Genomic DNA, 18951 nt, shown 5'->3' on the forward strand with positions numbered 1-18951 from the left:
TCCAGTGGGGGCGTCGCGCGATCAGGCGTTCGCGGCGAACGACCGGGCCACGACGTCACTGGCCTCGGGTTGGGGGTCACGAAGGACATAGCCCCGCCCCCACACCGTTTCGATGTAGGTGGCCCCGCCCGTCGCCTCGGCGATCTTCTTGCGCAGCTTGCAGATGAACACGTCGATGATCTTGAGTTCGGGCTCGTCCATGCCGCCGTAAAGATGATTGAGGAACATCTCCTTGGTAAGCGTCGTGCCCTTCCGGAGCGAGAGGAGCTCGAGCATCTGGTATTCCTTGCCGGTCAGGTGGACGGGCTTGCCGTCCACCTCCGCCGTCTTGGCGTCGAGGTTGACCGCCACCTTCCCCGTCCGGATCACCGACTGGGAATGGCCCTTGGAGCGGCGGATGATGGCGTGGATGCGCGCCACGAGCTCGTCGCGGTGGAACGGTTTCGTCATGTAGTCGTCCGCCCCGAAGCCGAAGCCCTTGATCTTGCTCTCGGTATCGTCGGAGCCCGACAGGATCAGGATCGGCGTGGCGATGCGCGCCGTGCGAAGCTGGCGCAGGACCTCGTGGCCGGTCATGTCCGGCAGGTTGAGATCCAGCAAGATGAGATCGTAGTCGTAAAGCCGCGCGAGATCGATGCCCTCCTCGCCCAGGTCGGTGGAGTAGACGTTCAGGTTCGCGTGGGTCAGCATCATCTCGATGCTCTTCGACGTCGTCGGATCGTCTTCCACCAGCAACACGCGCATCGGCCAGGCTCCATTCCTTCGCTCCGGATGAAACGCACCGTGAACAAGAAAGGTTAATGTACCGTTATCATAAGCATGACGCGCGCGCCCGCAATCTAAAGTTGTCTGTATTTTCTGAGCGCCGTCGCCTTGAGGGCGCTTTCGCCATGCTCCTTCACCGCGGCCACCCAGCCGTCGAACTCCTCGTCGCTGAGGCCATAGCGCCGCAGCGCGTCGGCGCGCGAAATCAGCCCACAGGTCACGCCCCGGACGACGGCGGCCTTGCGCGACGCGACCCACCGGCTCGTGTTGGCGGGTGGCAGGTCGGCGCGGGTCATCACGCGCCCGTCGGGAAGCGTCACGGCTCGCGGGCCATCCACCTTTTTCAGATACATCCGCCTCACTCTCCTTGACGCGGCCAACCTCGCGCGGGCGCGTTTAACAGCCGGTGAAACGCGAGGGTTGCGAGTACGGCGCATTTTCCTATATTTCGCAGGGTTCAAAGGAGCGCAGCATGCCCCTCGACCGTCACCCAGAGCTGAACTCCCTCGGTCTGCCCAAGGCGCCGGCCGAGACGCGCGTGGTCGTCGCCATGTCCGGCGGCGTCGACAGCTCCGTCGTGGCCGCCAGCCTCGCCGAGGACGGCTACGACGTCGTGGGCGTGACGCTGCAGCTCTACGATCACGGCGCGGCGCTCGCGAAGAAGGGCGCGTGCTGCGCCGGCCGCGACATCCACGATGCGCGCCGCGTGGCCGAGGCGATGGGCTTCCCGCACTACGTGCTCGACTACGAGAACACGTTCCGCGAGGCGGTGATCGACGAGTTCGCCGACAGCTACCTTGCCGGCGCCACGCCCGTGCCCTGCATCCGCTGCAACGAGCGGGTGAAGTTCCGCGACCTGCTGGAGACCGCGAAGGACCTCGACGCCGACTGCATGGCCACGGGCCATTACATCCGGCGCAAGACCGGCCCCGGCGGGCCCGAGCTTCACATGGCCGCCGACGGCGCGCGCGACCAGAGCTACTTCCTGTTCTCCACCACGCGGGAGCAGCTCGGCTATCTGCGCTTCCCGCTCGGGCATCTCGCCTCCAAGGACGAAACCCGCGCGCTCGCCGCGCGCTACGGCCTTCCCGTGGCCGACAAGCCCGACAGCCAGGACATCTGCTTCGTGCCGAACGGCGACTACGCCGCGGTGATCGAGAAGCTCCGCCCCGGCGCGGCGGAGCCCGGGGAGATCGTGCACGCCGACGGGCGCGTCCTCGGCGAACATCGCGGGGTGATCCACTACACGATCGGCCAGCGCCGCGGCCTCGGCATCGGCGGCCTCGACGAGCCGCTCTACGTCGTGAAGCTCGACGTCGACGGGCGCCGCGTGATCGTGGGCCCGAAAACCATGCTCGCCACCCGCAAGGTGCCCGTGCGCGAGGTGAACTGGATCGGCGACGGCGCCTTCACCGAGGAGGCGGAGCGCGCGGTGTCCGTGCGCGTACGCTCCACCCGCCCGCCGGCAGAGGCGATCCTGCGCCCGGTCTCCGAGACCGAGGCGGAGGTGGAGCTTCTCGCCCCCGAGGAAGGCGTGAGCCCCGGCCAGGCCTGTGTCTTCTACGAAACGGGCGGCACCCGCGTGCTGGGCGGCGCCTGGATCTGGCGGGGACGCTGACGGGCAGGGTCCGGCCGCACGGGCCGTGCCGGCAGACCATCGAAAACGCACCGCGCCTGCTTCTTCTTGGTGAAAATACTCCGGGGAGCGCGAGGGGCAGCGCCCCTCGCCGGCGCGGAACGCGCCTCGGAACGATGCGCGCGGCACGCGCGCGCCGGCGTCACACCCTGCGCAGCGCCAGTACGGCGTTCAGACCGCCGAAGGCGAAGGCGTTCGACACCGCGACCTCGACCTCGGCCTCGCGCGCGACGTTGGGCACCACGTCTAGGGCGCATTCGGGGTCGGGCTCCTCGTAGCCGATGGTGGGCGCGATCACCCCGTCCCGAAGCGCCATGATGCAGGCCAGCAGTTCCACCGCGCCGGTGCCGCCGATCAGGTGGCCGTGCATGGACTTCGTCGAAGAGATCATCAGGTGATCGGCGTGCGGGCCGAAGACGTCGGCGACGGCGGCGCACTCGGTCTTGTCGTTGGCGGCGGTGCCAGTGCCATGGGCGTTGATGTAGCCCACGCTCTCCAACGGGACGCGCGCGTCGCGCAACGCCCCCGACATGGCCCGCGCCGCCCCCTGCTTGGAGGGCATGACGATGTCGGCCGCGTCCGAGGTCATGGCGAAGCCCACGATCTCGGCGAGGATCTCGGCGCCGCGCGCGCGCGCGTGCTCGTACTCCTCCAGCACGAACACGCCCGCGCCCTCGCCCTGCACCATGCCGTTGCGGTTGGCCGAGAACGGGCGGCAGGCGTCGCGGCTCATCACGCGCAGGCCTTCCCACGCCTTCACGCCGCCAAAACACATCATCGATTCGGAGCCGCCGGTCACCATCACCTTGCTCATGCCGAGCCGCACCATCTGGAAGGCCAGCGCCATCGCGTGGTTCGAGGAGGCGCAGGCGGTCGAGACGGTGAAGGAAGGCCCCTTCAGATTGTATTCCATCGACACATGCGAGGCGGCCGCGTTGTTCATCAGCTTCGGTACCACGAAGGGATGCACGCGGTTCTTTCCGTCCTCGTAGACGCTGCGGTAATTCTCGTCCCAGGTGGACACGCCACCCCCGGCGGTGCCGAGCACCACCCCCGCAGTCGCCGCGATCTCGCCGGCGAATTCCAGCCCCGCCTGCCCGATCGCCTCGCGCGCGGCGATCAGGGTGAATTGCGTGAAGCGGTCGTAAAGCGCCATCTGCTGGCGGTTGAAATGCCCCTCCGCCTCGAACCCCTTCACCTGCCCGCCGATCCGGATCGAAAGCCGCTCGACGTCGCGGAACTCGAGCGGGCCGATCCCGCAACGTCCCTCGCGCATGGCCTCAAGCGTCTCCGGCACCGAGTGCCCGAGCGGATTGATCGTGCCCGCCCCGGTGATGACCACCCGGTTCATCGCGCGCCGTCCCGGCCGCTCACGCGTGCTGCTCTGCGACGAGCCGCTCGATCCCGGCCACGATGGAGGCCACCGACGAGATGTCGAAATCGCTTTCCCGGGGATCGTTTGCGTTGAAGGGGACGGAGATGTCGAAGGCTTCCTCGATCGCGAAGATGCTCTCGACAAGGCCCAGGCTGTCGATCCCGAGCTCCTCGAGCGTGCTGTCCATCGACACGTCGGAAGGCTCCAGCACCGCCTGCTGGGCGATGATCTCGATCACCTTGTCCCGCACACCGCTCATGGCACGCCCCTTCCTTGCGCTCGGCGCCGATCTAGTCGTTCGCTCCGAGCTTTGAAACCGCTTTCTTCAGCGCCGCGACCTCCCGGGCGAGACGCGGCAGCCGGCGGAGCGCCTTGTAGGTCTCGATCTGTGCATCCATTTTCGTCGCCGGGTAGCCCAGCATCACCCGCCCGGCCGGGATGCTCGACAGAACCTTGGTGCCCCCGCCGGTGATCACGCCGTCGCCTACGGTCAGGTTGTCGCTGATGCCCGTCTGCCCGCCCAGCACCACGTTGTCGCCGACCACCGACGACCCTGCCACGCCGACAAGGCCGCAGATCAGGCAGTCGCGCCCGATCACGACGTTGTGGCCCAGTTGCACGAGATTGTCGAGTTTCGTGCCCGCGCCGACGGCGGTGTCGCGGATCGTGCCGCGATCGATGCAGGAGTTGGCGCCGATCTCCACGTCGTCGCCGATGCTCACCCCGCCCAAGGAATGAATGCGCACCCAGCTTTGCGGCGCGATCTCGCCCTGATCGCCGAGGGACTCCCGCACGCGCTCCACGCCGGAGACCTCGGGCGTCACGAAGGAAAACCCGTCGCCGCCGATCACCGCGCCCGGCTGCAGGATCACGCGGGCGCCCAGGCGCACGCGCGCCCCGATCCGCACGCCCTCGCGCAGCGCGCAGCCCTCGCCCAGCACCGCCTGCGCCCCGACGAAGGCCTGCGGCCCCACGGTCGTGCCGCGCCCGATGCGCGCCCCGGGGCCGATGACGGCAAGCGGGCCGATGCTGCACTCGGCGCCGATTTCCGCCGAGGGATCGATCACCGCGCTCGGGTGGATGCCGGGGGCATAGCCCTGCCCGCGGTCGAGCATCGCGGTCAGACCCGCCATCGCGAGCCGCGGACGCGGGGCAGCGATCGCGGCCTCCAGCCCCAGCGCCTGCCAGTCCGCGCCGGACCAGAGGATCGCGGCCCGCGCCGCGCCTTCGGCAAGGCGTTCCGCATAGGCGGGGTTCATGGCGACGGCGATGTCGGAGCGGCCTGCATCCGCGGGCTCTGCCGCCCCGGTCACCGCGATGGCCGTATCGCCGAAGGCCTCCAGCCCGAGCGCGGCGGCGATATCGGCAATTGTGTGGCTCATGACTCCTCCGGGCCCTGCCCGGCTTCTCTAGCCCTCCGCCGCGCCGAGCGCCACCCCCGCAGCCGCGAGAGCGTCCCAGATCCGCGCGTCGCGCCCGTAGATGTCCCGGCGGAACTGCAGGCCCCCCTTGGCCGTGGTCACGGCCGTCCGGTAGACGAGGTGCACGGGCACCGGCGTCTCGAGGTCGATCCGCGTTTCGTTGCCCGTTTCGAGCCTTGCGTGGAAAAGGCCCCGGGGGTCGTCGGTCTGCCGCGACAGAAGCTCGTAGGCGAATTCGAAGGGCTGCTGAAGACGTACGCAGCCGCTCGAGTAGGTGCGCACCTCGCGGTCGAACAGGTGCTTGTCGGGCGTGTCGTGCAGATAGATGGCGTAAGGGTTGGGGAACATGAACTTCACCAGCCCCAGCGCATTGCGCGGCGAGGGCGGCTGGCGCAGGCGGAACGGGAAACTCTGCGCGCTGTAGGCGTTGAAGTTCACGCTGCTGCGGCTCACCACCCGCCCCCGGCTGTCGACGAGCTGCATGTAGGAGGCCGCGTTGCGGTTGCGCTGCAGTCTCGGCAGGTAGTCGCGCGCCATGATCGAGCGCGGCACGTTCCAGGACGGGTTGACGACCATGTACTCCATCGCGTCCGAGAACTCGGGGGTCGGCTTGGAGGCGTTCCTCGCGCCCACGACCGCGCGGGTCTCGAAGGTGACCTTGCCGTCGTCCACGATGCGCGCCGAGAAATCGGTGAGGTTCACCAGGATGTGGCGCGCGCCGCGGTCGGGGTCGAGCCAGCGCTCGCGCTCCATCGCCACCGCCACGGACCTCAGCCGCCGGGCAGGCGGCACGTTGATCTCTTCCAGCGTCGAGGGGCCGGCGATGCCGTCGGGCTCCAGCCCGTGATCCTCCTGGAAGCGGCGGACGGCCTTGGCGAGTGCGGCGGTATAGTCCCGCGCGGGCGTGCGGTCGAGGTAGCCCATGGCGACGAGCCGGTCGCGCAGCGCGACCACCGCGGGCCCGGTGTCGCCGGGTTCGAGCTTCGCGCCCTCGGGCACGGCCGGCCCCCAGCCGCCCCGCGCGACGGTGCCCAGAAGCTGCATCCGCGCCTTCATCAGGCGCGCGTAGTCCGCACTTTGCGGCGGCAGGCCACGGAAGAAGGCGCGCGGGTTCTCCGCTTCGGCGAGCGCGTTCAGCAACTCCTGCCGGTCGCGCCGGGCGATGTCGCGCACGATCGCGCGGTCGATGTCGGAGGGATCCTCGACGACGCCTGTCTGCACGTCGCGCGCATAGACGAGGAACAGCCGCGACAGCATCGCCTCGATCTCGCCCAGGTCGCGCGCCGACCGCGTGTCGGCGAGACGGGCGCGCACCTCGTCGGCGCGGTAGGCCGCGGCGGGAAGCGCGTGAAGATGCGCGTTCTCCAGCGCGGAAAGAAGCGCGGCGCGGCGGGCGGCATGGATCTCTTCGCGGCCCGTCCAGATCGGCGCGTAATCCCGCGCGCGGTAGACCGCCGCGAGGTCGCCGTCGCGCGACGCCGTCTCGGCGAGCGCCTGCTTGTAGGCGGTGAGCGGTTCCGCCGCTGCCGGGAGCGCGGCGGCCAGAAGAACGGCGAGGGCAGCCTCTGCAAGGCGTTTGCGAAGGCAGGTCAGGGTCATCGTCGAGGCTCCTCGCGTCGTGAAATCGCAGGCATCTTCAATCATATCGGGACCCGCGGGCGCGCGCCGCAGATCCCGGCTCGTAGGATGCGGGATGGTTGCGCCCTGTCCAGACACATTCGCGTGGCCGGACGAAAAATCCCTTGCGATGTCGTGGCCTTGCACGGGCGGGCCGACGCAGCTTGACGCAAGGGCTGAGCGAAAACTTGCCGAAATCCCTGTTTACAAGAGCTTAGCCAGAATCACCCCTTGGTGGCGCATCCCCGCCATGCGATACGACCCTTACTGGGGAAGGAACTGGGCAAGCTCGGGCGCGCAACGACGCGCCCGGCACGAGGCGACGGACAGGCGGCTTAACATGACGGAAAAACCGAACGGCACTTTCTCGCGGCGCGGCGTTCTGGCGGCTTTCGCGGCGACGGCGGCCGCGGCGGCGCCCACCTATTCCAGCGCGGCGGGCTTCCTGCGCGGCGGTGGCGACGTCCGCCGGCTGCGGATGTATTCCGGACGCACCGGCGAACGGATCGACATGATCTACTGGATCGACGGGAACTACATCCGCGACGCCGTGGAAGAGATCAACCTGTTCATGCGCGACTGGCGGAGCAACGACGTGAAGGCCATCGACCTTCGCACGCTCGACATCCTTGCCGCCGCGCACAACATGATGGACACCTCCGAACCCTACATGCTGATCTCGGGCTACCGCAGCCCGCAGACCAACGCCATGCTGCGCTCGCGCGGATCGGGCGTCGCCAAGAATTCGCGCCACCTGCGCGGAGAGGCGGCGGACGTGCGCCTGAACTCCCGTTCGGTCAGCCAGCTGTCGCGCGCGGCGCTTGCCTGCAAGGGCGGCGGCGTGGGGCGCTACACGGGCTCCAACTTCGTGCACATGGACTGCGGCCCGGTGCGCAGCTGGGGCAGCTGAGGCGACGCACGCGAAAGCCGGTATCGCAAGGGGCGCCAGCGGGCGCCCCTTCTCGTTTCGGGGCAGCCCGGCCGCGGAATTGTGCACATAAGTATTCGTAGGAAAGGCCAATCATCTTCGCTATGCCGGGCGCCACGACGAAGGGAGGAGCGTCGGCAGGATGAGCGAACCGGATTACGACGCCTGGGTCGGGCGCACGCGCGAAGACCGTGACACCGCAAGCCCGGCCGCCGTGTCGATGATGGCCTGCACGCTCTCCGACCTGCCCGGCACGCCGCCGCCCGATCCCGCCCCCGGCACGCCGCTGCCCCCGCTCTGGCACTGGGGTCTCTTCCATCCCGCGGCACCGATGGACCGCCTCGGCCCCGACGGCCACCCCGAGCGCGGGGCCTTCCTGCCGCCCATCACGCTGGAACGGCGCATGTGGGCAGGCGGGGCGCTGCGCTTCCGCGCCGGGCTTGCCGTCGGCGACGAGGTGCGGCGCCAGTCGCGCATCGCGCGCATCCGGCAGGTCGAGAACGAGCGCGGCGAGATGATCTTCGTCACGGTGGAGCACCGCCTCTCCGGACCGTCGGGCCTGGCCGTGGAAGAGCGGCAGGACATCGTCTACATGCCGATGCCGACAGCGTTCTCTCCCCCGAAAAAGATCCCGGCCCCAACGCGATGCGAGGCGAAGCTGACAGTGCCCATGACCGAGGCGCGGCTTTTCCGCTACTCCGCCGCGACCTTCAACGCGCACCGCATCCACTTCGACCTGCCCTACGCCACCGGGGTGGAGAAATATCCCGGCCTCGTGGTGCACGGGCCCATGCAGGCCATGTGCCTCATGGCGCTTGCCACAGAGGTCGCGGGCCGCGCGCCCGACCGTTTCAGCTTTCGCGGCGTGCATCCGATGTTCGCCGGGGAAGACATCGGGCTTTGCGCCTGGCGCGGGGAGGACGCGCCGGGGCTGAGCCTCTGCACCGTGGCGGCCGCCGGCCACCAGGGGATGCAGGCCACCGCCGAATGGGAGGAATGACATGGCGATCCTGAATGGCATGCGGGTGGTCGAGGGCTCCGCCTTCGTCGCCATCCCGCTCGCGGGCATGACACTGGCGCAGATGGGCGCGGACGTGATCCGCTTCGACCGGCTGGAGGGCGGGCTCGACGCGCGGCGCTGGCCGGTGGCGCCGAACGGGCGCTCGCTCTTCTGGGCGGGGCTCAACAAGGGCAAACGCTCGGTCGCGGTCGACATGAAAAGCCCCGAGGGGCGGGAGCTCATCACCCGCATCGTCACCGCGCCCGGCGAGGATGCGGGGCTTTTCCTGACCAATCTCCGGGTGCGCGGCTGGATGGACTACGAGACGTTGTCCCGGCACCGGGCCGACCTCGTGATGCTGACGCTCACCGGCGACCGCCACGGGCGCGCGGCGGTGGATTACACCGTGAACCCGTCGCTCGGCTTTCCCGACGCCACCGGGCCCGAGGGCTCGACCGATCCGGTCGCACATGTCCTCCCGGCCTGGGACTGCATCGCGGGCAACATGGCGGTGGCGGGGCTTCTCGCGGCGGAACGGGCGCGGCTGCGCACGGGGCGCGGCCAGCAGGTGGAGGTCGCGCTCAAGGACGTGGCCGCGGCGATGCTCGGCAATCTCGGCATTCTCGGCGAGACGGAGTTGACCGGCCAGAGTCGACCAAAGGCGGGCAACGCGCTTTACGGGGCCTACGGGCAGGACTTCGTCTGTGCCTGCGGGCGGCGGGTGATGGTGGTCGGGCTGACGCAGCGCCAGTGGCGCGGCCTGCTCGACGTCACCGGCACCGCGGAGGAGATGGACGCGCTCGCCCGGAGACTCGGCCGCGACCTGTCGCAGGAAGGCGAGCGCTGGCATGCGCGCCACGAGATCACCGCGATCCTCGAACCCTGGTTCGCGGCGCGGAAGGTGGCCGATTTCGCCGATGCCTTCGACAAGGCGGGCGTCGCCTGGTCGGTCTTCCGCGATTTCCGTACCGCGATGGAGGAAGACCCCGACCTTTCCACCGAGAACCCGCTCTTCACCCGGATCGATCAGCCGGGCATCGGCGAGCTTCTGACGCCGCAAAGCCCTTTCGCGTTCTCGGCCGCACGGCGCGCGGATCCCGCGCCGGCCCCGCAGCTGGGCCAGCACACCGAAGAGGTGCTCGCCGATGTGGCCGGTCTTTCTTCGGGCGAGATCGGACGGCTGTTTGACAAGGGCGTGGTGGGCGGCCCCGTGCCCGCCGCCTGAACGACGCGCGGTTGCCTGCCGGACCGGCACGCGGCACTCTCGTTCCCCGCGCCAGGAGAGCCCGATGAAACCCTTCCTGATCCTCCAGCTTCGCCCCGAGACCGAGGTCGCCGACGACGAATACCGCGCCTTCCTCGACAAGGGCGGGATCGCGCCCGACCGCGCGCGGCGCGTCCGGCTCGACCAGGAGGCGCTTCCGGCCGACCTCGACCTCGACGATTATGCCGGCGTGATCGTGGGCGGGGGGCCCGGCTGCGTGAGCGACCCGCCCGAGGAGAAGGCGCCGGTCGAGGCGCGGATCGAGGCCGCGGTCCTTGGCCTCATGCCGGAGATCTGCGCGCGCGACCTGCCCTTTCTTGGCTGCTGCTACGGGATCGGGATCCTCGGCCAGCATCTCGGCGCCCCGGTGGGCAAGGGTCTTTACGCAGAGCCGGTCGGCGCCGTGGCCTGCGAGGTGACGCCCGACGGGCGGGGCGATCCGTTGCTCGACGGCCTGCCCGACAGCTTCGCCGCGCTCGTGGGCCACAAGGAAGCGATGGAGGCGCTTCCGAACGACGCGGCGGCGCTGGTGACGTCGGGCCCCTGCCCGTTCCAGATGGTCCGGCACCGCCGCAACGTCTACGCCACGCAATTCCACCCCGAAGCCGACGGCGAGGTGTTCGCGCTGAGGATCAGGATCTACCGCGAGCGCGGCTATTTCCATCCCGAGGAGGCCGATGCCCTGACCATCGCCTGCCGCGCGGCCGCCGTCACCTGGCCCGAGCGCATACTGCGGAACTTCGTCGCGCGATACGGCGCCTGACGCGCGCGGCACGCGCCGACAGCGCCCGCAAGCAGCGCGTCGTGCCAGGCGCGAGCCGGGGCCGGCCAAACTGAAAGGCGGGAAAGGTGGCGCACCCGATAGGATTCGAACCTATGGCCTCTGCCTTCGGAGGGCAGCGCTCTATCCAGCTGAGCTACGGGTGCCTGCGACGAGCCGTATAGGCAAAACCGCGCGGCCCTGCAAACCCAAACTTGACCCCCGGGGCCGCCCACCGGTTTGCCCTTGCCGCGAGGCGCGGCGACCGCGTAACTGTCGGCCACTCCCCCGAAGACGAGGTTCGTGCCGATGATCCGTGCGCCGCTCTCCCTCCTTGTGATCCTGCAGGCCGGGGTGTCGGCCGCGAGCCTCGTGGTCGAGATCGTCGCCGGGAGGATGCTGGCGCCCTATGTCGGCATGTCGCTTTACACCTGGACGGCAATCATCGCGGTCGTGCTCGCAGGGTTCTCTGCCGGGCACTGGTGGGGCGGGCGGATCGCCGAGCACCCGGCGCCCGGGGCGTTGCGGCGCACGGGCTGGGCGCTTATCGCAGCGGCGCTCACCACGGGCGCGGCGGTCGCGCTGCTGCGGCTCGTGGCCGATCCCGTGCTGGCGCTCTCCGGCCACCCGGTTGCCGGGATCACCGCGCTCGCGGCGGCCGTCTTCTTCCTGCCGTCTCTCTTCGCGGGCATCCCCGCGCCGGTGCTCGCGCAGATCGCCGTGAGCGAAAGCGACCGGTCCGGCCCCGCGCTCGGCGCGATGTTCGCCGCGGGCGCCATCGGCGCGATCGCGGGCACGCTGCTTGCGGGGTTCGTCTTCATCGCATGGCTCGGTTCGACGCTCACCCTCGCCGTGGTCACGGTCTTCTACGTGGGATCCGCCGCGCTCTGCTTCTGGATGGGGCGCGTGCGTCCCGGCGCGGGCTCCGCCCTCGCCGGCGCGGCGGCCGTGGCGCTGGCCGCGACCGGCCTCGCGCGCGCCGCCGTTTGCGACACGGAAAGCCAGTATTACTGCATCCGCACCGTGGATATCGCCGCCGACGCCGCCCGCCCCGTGAACTTGATGGTGCTCGACCACCTGGCCCACGGCATCAGCGCGCGCGACGCGCCGCTGGTGATGTTCACCGAGTACACCGCAATGCTCGACCGCATCGCGCGGGGGCGCATGGAGGGCCGGGAATTCTCGAGCTTCTTCATCGGCGGCGGCTCCTACTCGGTGCCGCGCGCCTGGGCCGCGCGCGCCGCGGGGCCCATCACCGTGGCCGAGATCGACCCCGCGGTGACCCGCACCGCGGCCCGCGATTTCTGGTTCGACCCCGAGAGCGCGCGCATCCTTCATGCCGACGCGCGCCGCGCGCTGCGCGAGGATCCCGCGCGCTACGACGTGATCGTGGGCGACGCCTTCACCGACATCGCGGTGCCCGCGCATCTCGTCACGCGGGAATTCTTCGAGCTGGTCCGCGAGCGCATGACGCCCGGCGGGGTCTACCTGATGAATGTCGTGGATTTCGAGCACCGTCTCGACGCGCTGGCCGCGATCGTGGCCACGCTGCGCGCCGTCTTCCCGTCGGTCGAGATCTGGACCGAGGCCACCCCGCCCGCACCGGGCGAGCGACGGGTTTTCGTGCTGGCGGCAAGCGCGGCGCCCTCCGCCTTCTCGGCCTTCACGGTGCCCGCGCCCGCGCCCACCCGCTTCGCCGTGCTCTCCGACGCGTTCCTCGACGATCTGCTGCGCGAGACGGGCGCAGGGGTGCTGACCGACGACTACGCCCCCATCGACCGGCTTGTCGGACACGACGCGAGCCCGGAGGGCTAGGGATCACGCTCAGGCGAAGAGGTCGTGGGCAAGCTCCAGCGCATCGACCAGCGCGTCGGCCTCCTCCTCGGTGTTGTAAAGCCCGAAGCTCGCCCGGCAGGTCGCCGGAATTCCAAGGAAATCCATCAGCGGCCCGGTGCAATGCTGACCCGCGCGAACGGCCACGCCCTTCTTGTCGAGAATGGTCGAGATGTCGTGCGCGTGGGCCGCGCCTGCCAGCGTGAAGGAAAAGATCGCCGCCTTGTCGCGCGTCGTGCCCTGCTGGTGAAGCCAGTTGAGCCCGTCAAGCCGCGCGCGGGTGTAGTCGCGCAGCCGGTCCTCATGCGCGGCGATATTGTCCATTCCCAATTCCATCAGCCATTCGAGCGCAACGCCGAGGCCGATCTGCTGGACGATCCCGGGCGTGCCCGCCTCAAACTTCATCGGGGGATCGTTGTAGATGACCTCGTCCTTGTGAACCTCGCGGATCATGTCGCCGCCGCCGATGAAGGGGCGCATCTCTTCCATCCGCTCGCGGCGGATGTAGATCGCGCCCGAGCCCGAGGGCCCGTAGAGCTTGTGGCCGGTGATCGCGTAGAAGTCGCAGCCAATGTCGGAGACGTCCACCGGCATGTGGACCGCGCCCTGGCTGCCGTCGACGAGCACGGGCACGCCCTTTTCGCGGGCGCCTTCGCAGATGCTTTTGACGTCCACGCGGGTGCCGAGCACGTTCGACAGGTGCGTCACCGCCACGAGCTTGGTGCGGGGCCCGATCGCGTCGATCACCGCCTGCGGGTCGAGCGCGCCGGTGGAGTCCACGTCCACCCATTTCAGCACGACGCCTTGCCGCTCGCGCAGGAAATGCCACGGCACGATGTTGGCGTGATGCTCCATCACCGAAAGAACGATCTCGTCGCCCGCCTCCATGCGCGGCATGGCCCAGCCATAGGCCACGAGGTTGATGCCCTCGGTGGTGCCGGAGTTCAGCACGATCTCGTCCTCCGAGGGCGCGCCGAGGAAGCGCGCCACCGTGCTGCGCACGCCCTCGTATTTCTCGGTGGCGAGGTTCGAGAGATAGTGCAGGCCCCGGTGCACGTTGGCGTATTCGTGGCTGTAGGCCTCCGTCACCGCGTCGATCACGCAGCGCGGCTTCTGCGCCGAGGCCCCGTTGTCGAGGTAGACGAGCGGCTTGCCGTTCACCTCCCGCGAGAGGATCGGGAACTCGGTGCGGATGGCGGACACGTCATACATTGCCTGACACTCCGAGGAAGGAGCCGCCGAAGAGCGCGAGCAGAAGCGACAGGCCGAAAGCCATGGCCAGCACGCTGAGCACGAGCACTCCGAGCGACTTGAAGATGTTGTCGTAGCCATGGGCCACGTCGATGAAATTCAGCAGGATCCAGAACCCGATCACCGCCGCCGCGATCACCACGATCGCGGCGAGCACGGGCACGAGCGGCACCAGCACCAGAAGCGCGGCCTGCACCAGCACGCGCAGGAACTGCAACCACACGAGAAGCGCCATCGTGCCGTGAAAGCTTGCCTCTCCACCAAGCGCGCGGCCCACACGATAGACCGCGAAAACCGTGGCCAGCACCCCCGTGAAGAGGAAAAGCGCGAACGCCACCGGTGACACCGTTCCCACCGGCACGTCGGGCGGCGGCGGGGCAAGCTCGTTCGAAAGCCCGAAGAGCCCGGCATTGAGCACGACCGCGAGGGCGAGCGCCATCCACAACGCGTCGGACGGCACCTCCATCGCAAGGATTCGTCGTCCCGCCTCGCGCGGGTCCCGGATCGTGTCGAGGGCCAGCTGCCAGAGCGCGGCCGTGGTCATGCGGGGCCTTTCTCCGCCTCTCTGAGGCCGGCGATCCAGAACCATGTGAAAGCGAGAAACCATAACAGCCCCACGATCTGCAAGCCCGGTCCTTCGCCGACGAACCCCTTCACGAGCCCGTGCAGCAGGATGAGCGGCGAAGACGCCATCAGGGACCAGAAAAGCGCAAGCCGCGCCCCGAACCATCCGCCGCGCCCGCCAAGCGCCCGCGCCACGAGGTGAGAGAGCGCGGCCAGCCCGTAGAGCAAGAGCGGCGCGACGAACAGCCACGCCATCAGAGCCCCGCCGAGAAGCGGCTGCACGTCCCTTCCCTCGAAATGCGCCTGCCGCGCGAGCGGAGGCCACTGGGAGACGAAGACGACAAGGCACGCGGCGATCAGGATCGCGAGCGCCCTGCCCTCGTTCGGCCCCATGTCCAGAAGCCGGCGCACCACCGCGGCCGGCCCCCGTCGGTAGGTGGCCGCGATGTCGCTCGTGACCGCCATCAGTCCCTGCGCCGGGCGAACCAGCCTTCAAGACGCGCCACGATGTCGTCGGCGAGGGCACGGTCCTCGATCTCATCCACCGCCTCGGCGAGGAAGGCGAGGGTCAGCATGTCGGTGGCCTCGCCCTCCGGCACGCCACGGGCGCGCAGGTAGAAAAGCGCGTCCTCGTCGATCGCCCCCGAGGTGGACCCGTGCGAACAGGCCACGTCGTCGGCATAGATCTCGAGCTCTGGCTTGGCGAGAAACTGGCTGTCGTCGTCCAGAAGCAGCGACTGGCTGATCTGGTAGCCGTCGGTCTTCTGCGCATCGGCCTTCACGAGGATCTTGCCCTGGAAGACGCCGGTGGCGCCGTTCCGCAGAACGTACTTGAAGACCTGGCGGCTTTCGCAATTCCGCGCGTCATGGGTGACGAAGACCGTGTTGTCGCCGTGGAAATCGCCATCGCCCACCGCGGCGCCCGCCACATGGGCCACGGCGTCGTCGCCGGTCAGCTCGACCACCGTCTCGTTGCGGGTCATCACCCCGTTCACCGTGAGCGTGAAGGTCTTGAAGACGCTTTCCCGGCCCAGCCGCGCGAAGGTGTGGGTGGCGGCGCGACGCTCGTGGTCGCGGCCCTGTGCGCGAACATGGTGGAACGCGCCGGTATCGGCCACATCCACCTCGAGCACCTTGTTGAACCGCGCCGCCGCCGGCCCGTTTTCCAGCAGCGTGAGTTCGGCCCCCTCTTCCACACGGACGACATGATGCAGATAGGCGTCCGATGCCGTGTCGCGGTGGTGGTAGATCAGGCTGACGGGCTTGGAGGGCTTGCCCGTCACCCGGATCAGGAGCCCGTCGCGCGCGACGGCGGTGTTCAGCGCGGCGAGCGGGCGCGGCACCGGCGCATGGCCCCGCGCCTCGAGCGCGCCGTAAAGGCCCTGCGCCCAGTGAATGTCCGCCACACCGGCCGCGGCCAGCCGCTCGATCTCGATGCCCTCGAGCGCGAGATCGTCAGAGGCCTCGGCGTCGAACGCGCCATCGACGAAAACGATCTTCAGCCGGTCGAAGGCGTCGAACATCGGCGGTTCGCCGGCGTCGAAAAGCGCGGCCTCGGGGGCCTCTGGGGCCACCAGCGTGTCGGGGCGGGTGAACTTCCAGTATTCGTCGCGCCGCCCCGGCAGGCCCATCTCGCGCACCCGTGCGAGCGCGTCGGAGCGCGCGGCCCCGCTCCAGCCGCCCGCGGGCACGTCAAGCGCGGCCAGCCGCGCCTCGGTCGGATCGGTCTTGGGTTGCGCAAGCGCCATCACGCCACCTCGCTCAGCAGATCGGTGTAGCCGTTCTTCTCGACCTCGAGCGCGAGATCGGGCCCGCCGGTCTTCACGATGCGGCCGTTCGACATGATGTGCACCACGTCGGGCACGATATGGTCGAGAAGACGCTGGTAGTGCGTGATGACGAGGAAGCCGCGCCCCGCGTCGCGCAGCGCGTTCACGCCTTGGGCGACGAGCTTCATGGCATCGACATCGAGGCCCGAATCGGTCTCGTCGAGGATGCACATCTTGGGCTCGAGCATCGCCATCTGCAGGATCTCGTTGCGCTTCTTCTCGCCGCCCGAGAAGCCCATGTTGACGGGGCGCTTCAGCATCTCGGCGTCGATGTCGAGCTCCTTGGCCTTCTCGCGGATGAGCTTGAGGAAATCGGTGGAGCTCATCTCCTCCTCGCCGCGGGCCTTGCGCTGGGCGTTCACCGCGGTACGCAGGAAGGTCATGTTGCCGACGCCCGGGATCTCCACGGGATACTGGAAGGCGAGGAAAAGGCCGACGGCGGCGCGCTCCTCGGGCTCCATCCCGAGAATGTCCTCGCCCAGCAGCGTCGCGCTTCCCTCGGTCACCTCGTAGCCGTCGCGGCCGGCCAGCACGTAGGACAGCGTCGACTTGCCCGAGCCGTTGGGCCCCATGATCGCGTGCACCTTGCCCGCCTCGACGGTCAGGTCCACGCCCTTCAGGATCTCCTTCGCCTCTTCGTCCTCGAGGCGTGCGTGAAGATTTCGGATTTCAAGCATTTTCTCTTCCTTTCCGTCGGCTTGCGCGCCGATCCTCTTTCCTCGCCCGACACCCGCTCGCGTCGCGCGCCCGACGCGCGACAAGCCCGGTCGGGCCGTTTCGTGCTCAGCCCAGCTTTACCGCCGTGCCCGAGGCCGACACCATCAGCATGGAATTGATGACCTCGTAATCGATATCGACGCCGACCACGGCATCGGCGCCCTTGGCCGCGGCGCGATCCTCCATCTCCCGGAGCGCGGTCTCGCGCGCCTCGGCAAGGCTCGCCTCATAGGCGCCCGAGCGGCCGCCGATGATGTCGGTGATCCCGGCGAAAACGTCCCGGAAGACATTCGCGCCGAGGATCGCCTCGCCGGTGACGATGCCGTGGTATCGGGCGATCTGGTAACCCTCGACGCTGTTCGTGGTGGTCACGATCATGCCGCGCCGCTCCTGCCGGAGACCGCAGGGCGCGCCGGCGCGCCCCGCCCGGGCCCCGTCCATCCCTTTCGGCTCACCCCACCGACCCTTCGAGCGAGATGGCCACGAGTTGCTGCGCCTCCATCGCGAACTCCATCGGAAGGGCCTGCAGCACCTCCTTGGCGAATCCGTTGACGATGAGCGCCACGGCCTCCTCCTCGTCCATGCCGCGCTGGCGGCAGTAGAACATCTGGTCGTCGTCCACCTTGGAGGTGGTGGCCTCGTGCTCCACCCGGGACGAGTTGTTTTTCACCTCGATGTAGGGAACCGTGTGCGCACCGCACTTGTTGCCGATGAGCAGGCTGTCGCACTGGGTGTAGTTCCGGCTGTTCTTGGCCTTGGGATGCATCGAGACGAGGCCGCGATAGGTGTTCTGCGCATGCCCCGCCGAGATGCCCTTGGACACGATCCGCGAGCGGGTGTTCTTGCCCAGGTGCACCATCTTCGTGCCGGTGTCGGCCTGCTGGTGGTTGTTCGTGATCGCGATCGAGTAGAACTCGCCCTGGCTGTCGTCGCCCCGCAGGATGCAGGAGGGATACTTCCACGTCACCGAGGAGCCGGTCTCGACCTGCGTCCACATCACCTTGGAGCGGTCGCCGCGGCAGTCGGCGCGCTTCGTCACGAAGTTGTAGATGCCGCCCTTGCCGTCCTCGTCGCCCGGGTACCAGTTCTGGACCGTGGAGTATTTCACCTCCGCGTCCTCCTCGGCGATGATCTCGACCACCGCGGCGTGAAGCTGAGACTCGTCACGCTGGGGCGCGGTACAGCCCTCGAGGTAGCTGACATAGGAGCCCTTGTCGGCGATGATGAGCGTCCGCTCGAACTGGCCCGTGTTCTCGGCGTTGATGCGGAAATAGGTGCTGAGTTCCATCGGGCAGCGCACGCCCGGCGGAATGTAGACGAAGGAGCCGTCGGAGAAGACGGCCGAGTTCAGCGTGGCGTAGAAATTGTCCGAGACCGGCACGACCGACCCCAGATATTTCTTCACGAGATCCGGATGCTCCTTGATGGCCTCGGAGATCGAGCAGAAGATCACGCCCGCCTTCTTCAGCTCCGCCTGGAAGGTGGTGCCCACGCTCACGCTGTCGAAAACGGCGTCCACGGCGACCTTGCGGCCCTCGGCAGGTGCCTCTTCGGCGCCCTCGACCCCCGCGAGGATCATCTGCTCCTTGAGCGGGATGCCGAGCTTTTCATAAGTGGCCAGAAGCTTCGGGTCCACGTCGTCCAGCGACTTGGGCTTCTCTGCCATGCTCTTCGGCCGGGCATAGTAATACTGGTTCTGGAAGTCGATGTCGGGATAGTCGATGAACGCCCAGGAGGGCTCCTTCATCTCCAGCCAGCGCTCGTAGGCCTGAAGCCGCCATTCCGTCATCCAGCCGGGCTCTTCGTTCTTCTCCGAGATCAGGCGCACGATGTCGGACGTCAGACCCTTCGGCGCGAAATCCATCTCGATCTCGGTTTCCCAGCCATACTTGTACTTGCCGCCGACCTCGCGAACGGCCTCGACGGTCTCGCGGTCCACGCCTTCCTTCACTTCGGCATTGTCCAGTGCGGCCATGACGGTCTCCTGTCCT

The 18951-nt window shown here is 68.7% G+C and carries 19 protein-coding genes and 1 tRNA gene; 6 read left to right on the forward strand and 14 right to left on the reverse strand.

Features of this window, described 5'->3' with window-relative positions; genetic code table 11:
- Window positions 1-21: 21 nt before the first annotated feature.
- Both ctrA and AB6A66_RS08120 read right to left on the reverse strand, forming a co-directional pair.
- On the reverse strand, window positions 22-744 hold the full coding sequence (ctrA, locus tag AB6A66_RS08115; protein WP_371055487.1) for a response regulator transcription factor CtrA: 723 nt from the start codon (window positions 742-744) through the stop codon (window positions 22-24).
- Between the two features lie 95 nt (window positions 745-839).
- A complete protein-coding gene (locus AB6A66_RS08120; RefSeq protein ID WP_371038963.1) occupies window positions 840-1118 on the reverse strand; it encodes a DUF1153 domain-containing protein in 279 nt (92 codons plus the stop codon).
- Window positions 1119-1237: 119 nt separating this feature from the next.
- On the opposite strand from AB6A66_RS08120, the gene mnmA reads away from it, so the two are divergent.
- On the forward strand, window positions 1238-2383 hold the full coding sequence (gene mnmA / locus AB6A66_RS08125) for a tRNA 2-thiouridine(34) synthase MnmA (protein ID WP_371055488.1): 1146 nt from the start codon (window positions 1238-1240) through the stop codon (window positions 2381-2383).
- Between the two features lie 160 nt (window positions 2384-2543).
- Here mnmA and AB6A66_RS08130 read toward each other — a convergent pair whose 3' ends face one another.
- Genes AB6A66_RS08130 through AB6A66_RS08145 form a run of 4 tightly spaced genes read right to left on the reverse strand, consistent with a single transcriptional unit; the run spans window position 2544 to window position 6796 of the window.
- Complete coding sequence (locus AB6A66_RS08130) at window positions 2544-3752, reverse strand: beta-ketoacyl synthase (RefSeq protein WP_371055489.1); 1209 nt, start codon at window positions 3750-3752, stop codon at window positions 2544-2546.
- A gap of 19 nt (window positions 3753-3771) precedes the next feature.
- Window positions 3772-4035 carry an acyl carrier protein gene (locus tag AB6A66_RS08135; RefSeq protein ID WP_371038966.1) on the reverse strand — a complete coding sequence of 88 codons (264 nt, stop codon included), beginning with the start codon at window positions 4033-4035 and terminating at the stop codon, window positions 3772-3774.
- A 31-nt stretch (window positions 4036-4066) separates the two neighbouring features.
- Window positions 4067-5158 carry a UDP-3-O-(3-hydroxymyristoyl)glucosamine N-acyltransferase gene (lpxD, locus tag AB6A66_RS08140; RefSeq protein WP_371055490.1) on the reverse strand — a complete coding sequence of 364 codons (1092 nt, stop codon included), beginning with the start codon at window positions 5156-5158 and terminating at the stop codon, window positions 4067-4069.
- A 27-nt stretch (window positions 5159-5185) separates the two neighbouring features.
- A complete protein-coding gene (locus tag AB6A66_RS08145; RefSeq protein ID WP_371055491.1) occupies window positions 5186-6796 on the reverse strand; it encodes a murein L,D-transpeptidase in 1611 nt (536 codons plus the stop codon).
- Between the two features lie 358 nt (window positions 6797-7154).
- Between AB6A66_RS08145 and AB6A66_RS08150 the strand changes: the two genes are divergently transcribed.
- From AB6A66_RS08150 to AB6A66_RS08165, 4 genes are all read left to right on the forward strand, one after another.
- The gene (locus AB6A66_RS08150; protein WP_371055492.1) at window positions 7155-7724 is read left to right on the forward strand and encodes a YcbK family protein; all 570 of its coding nucleotides are present in this window, start codon (window positions 7155-7157) and stop codon (window positions 7722-7724) included.
- A 160-nt stretch (window positions 7725-7884) separates the two neighbouring features.
- Window positions 7885-8742: a MaoC family dehydratase N-terminal domain-containing protein gene (locus AB6A66_RS08155; protein ID WP_371038970.1), complete on the forward strand. Its 858-nt coding sequence runs from the start codon at window positions 7885-7887 to the stop codon at window positions 8740-8742.
- Window position 8743: 1 nt separating this feature from the next.
- A complete protein-coding gene (locus tag AB6A66_RS08160) occupies window positions 8744-9967 on the forward strand; it encodes a CoA transferase (protein ID WP_371055493.1) in 1224 nt (407 codons plus the stop codon).
- Window positions 9968-10031: 64 nt separating this feature from the next.
- On the forward strand, window positions 10032-10769 hold the full coding sequence (locus AB6A66_RS08165; RefSeq protein ID WP_371055494.1) for a glutamine amidotransferase: 738 nt from the start codon (window positions 10032-10034) through the stop codon (window positions 10767-10769).
- 87 nt (window positions 10770-10856) lie between these two features.
- Here the strand turns inward: AB6A66_RS08165 and AB6A66_RS08170 are convergent.
- Window positions 10857-10933, reverse strand: a tRNA-Arg gene (locus AB6A66_RS08170).
- A gap of 142 nt (window positions 10934-11075) precedes the next feature.
- On the opposite strand from AB6A66_RS08170, the gene AB6A66_RS08175 reads away from it, so the two are divergent.
- A complete protein-coding gene (locus AB6A66_RS08175; RefSeq protein ID WP_371055495.1) occupies window positions 11076-12581 on the forward strand; it encodes a fused MFS/spermidine synthase in 1506 nt (501 codons plus the stop codon).
- A gap of 9 nt (window positions 12582-12590) precedes the next feature.
- On the opposite strand, the gene AB6A66_RS08180 is transcribed toward AB6A66_RS08175, so the two are convergent.
- The 7 genes from AB6A66_RS08180 to sufB form a co-directional block, all read right to left on the reverse strand.
- The gene (locus tag AB6A66_RS08180) at window positions 12591-13811 is read right to left on the reverse strand and encodes a cysteine desulfurase (protein ID WP_371055496.1); all 1221 of its coding nucleotides are present in this window, start codon (window positions 13809-13811) and stop codon (window positions 12591-12593) included.
- Window positions 13804-14394, reverse strand: coding sequence for a YIP1 family protein (locus AB6A66_RS08185; protein WP_371055497.1), 591 nt, complete (start codon window positions 14392-14394; stop codon window positions 13804-13806). Before AB6A66_RS08185 ends, AB6A66_RS08180 begins: the two co-directional genes overlap by 8 nt.
- Window positions 14391-14879: a YIP1 family protein gene (locus AB6A66_RS08190; RefSeq protein WP_371055498.1), complete on the reverse strand. Its 489-nt coding sequence runs from the start codon at window positions 14877-14879 to the stop codon at window positions 14391-14393. Before AB6A66_RS08190 ends, AB6A66_RS08185 begins: the two co-directional genes overlap by 4 nt.
- On the reverse strand, window positions 14879-16162 hold the full coding sequence (gene sufD / locus AB6A66_RS08195; protein WP_371055499.1) for a Fe-S cluster assembly protein SufD: 1284 nt from the start codon (window positions 16160-16162) through the stop codon (window positions 14879-14881). The genes AB6A66_RS08190 and sufD overlap by 1 nt, the downstream gene beginning before the upstream one ends.
- Window positions 16162-16920 carry a Fe-S cluster assembly ATPase SufC gene (sufC, locus tag AB6A66_RS08200; protein WP_371038977.1) on the reverse strand — a complete coding sequence of 253 codons (759 nt, stop codon included), beginning with the start codon at window positions 16918-16920 and terminating at the stop codon, window positions 16162-16164. Before sufC ends, sufD begins: the two co-directional genes overlap by 1 nt.
- A gap of 106 nt (window positions 16921-17026) precedes the next feature.
- Window positions 17027-17338 carry a heavy metal-binding domain-containing protein gene (locus tag AB6A66_RS08205; protein WP_371038978.1) on the reverse strand — a complete coding sequence of 104 codons (312 nt, stop codon included), beginning with the start codon at window positions 17336-17338 and terminating at the stop codon, window positions 17027-17029.
- 73 nt (window positions 17339-17411) lie between these two features.
- Window positions 17412-18935, reverse strand: coding sequence for a Fe-S cluster assembly protein SufB (gene sufB / locus AB6A66_RS08210; protein WP_371055500.1), 1524 nt, complete (start codon window positions 18933-18935; stop codon window positions 17412-17414).
- Window positions 18936-18951: the final 16 nt, after the last annotated feature.

The organism is Rhodosalinus sp. K401, assembly GCF_041365735.1.
Taxonomy (GTDB): Bacteria; Pseudomonadota; Alphaproteobacteria; order Rhodobacterales; family Rhodobacteraceae; genus Rhodosalinus.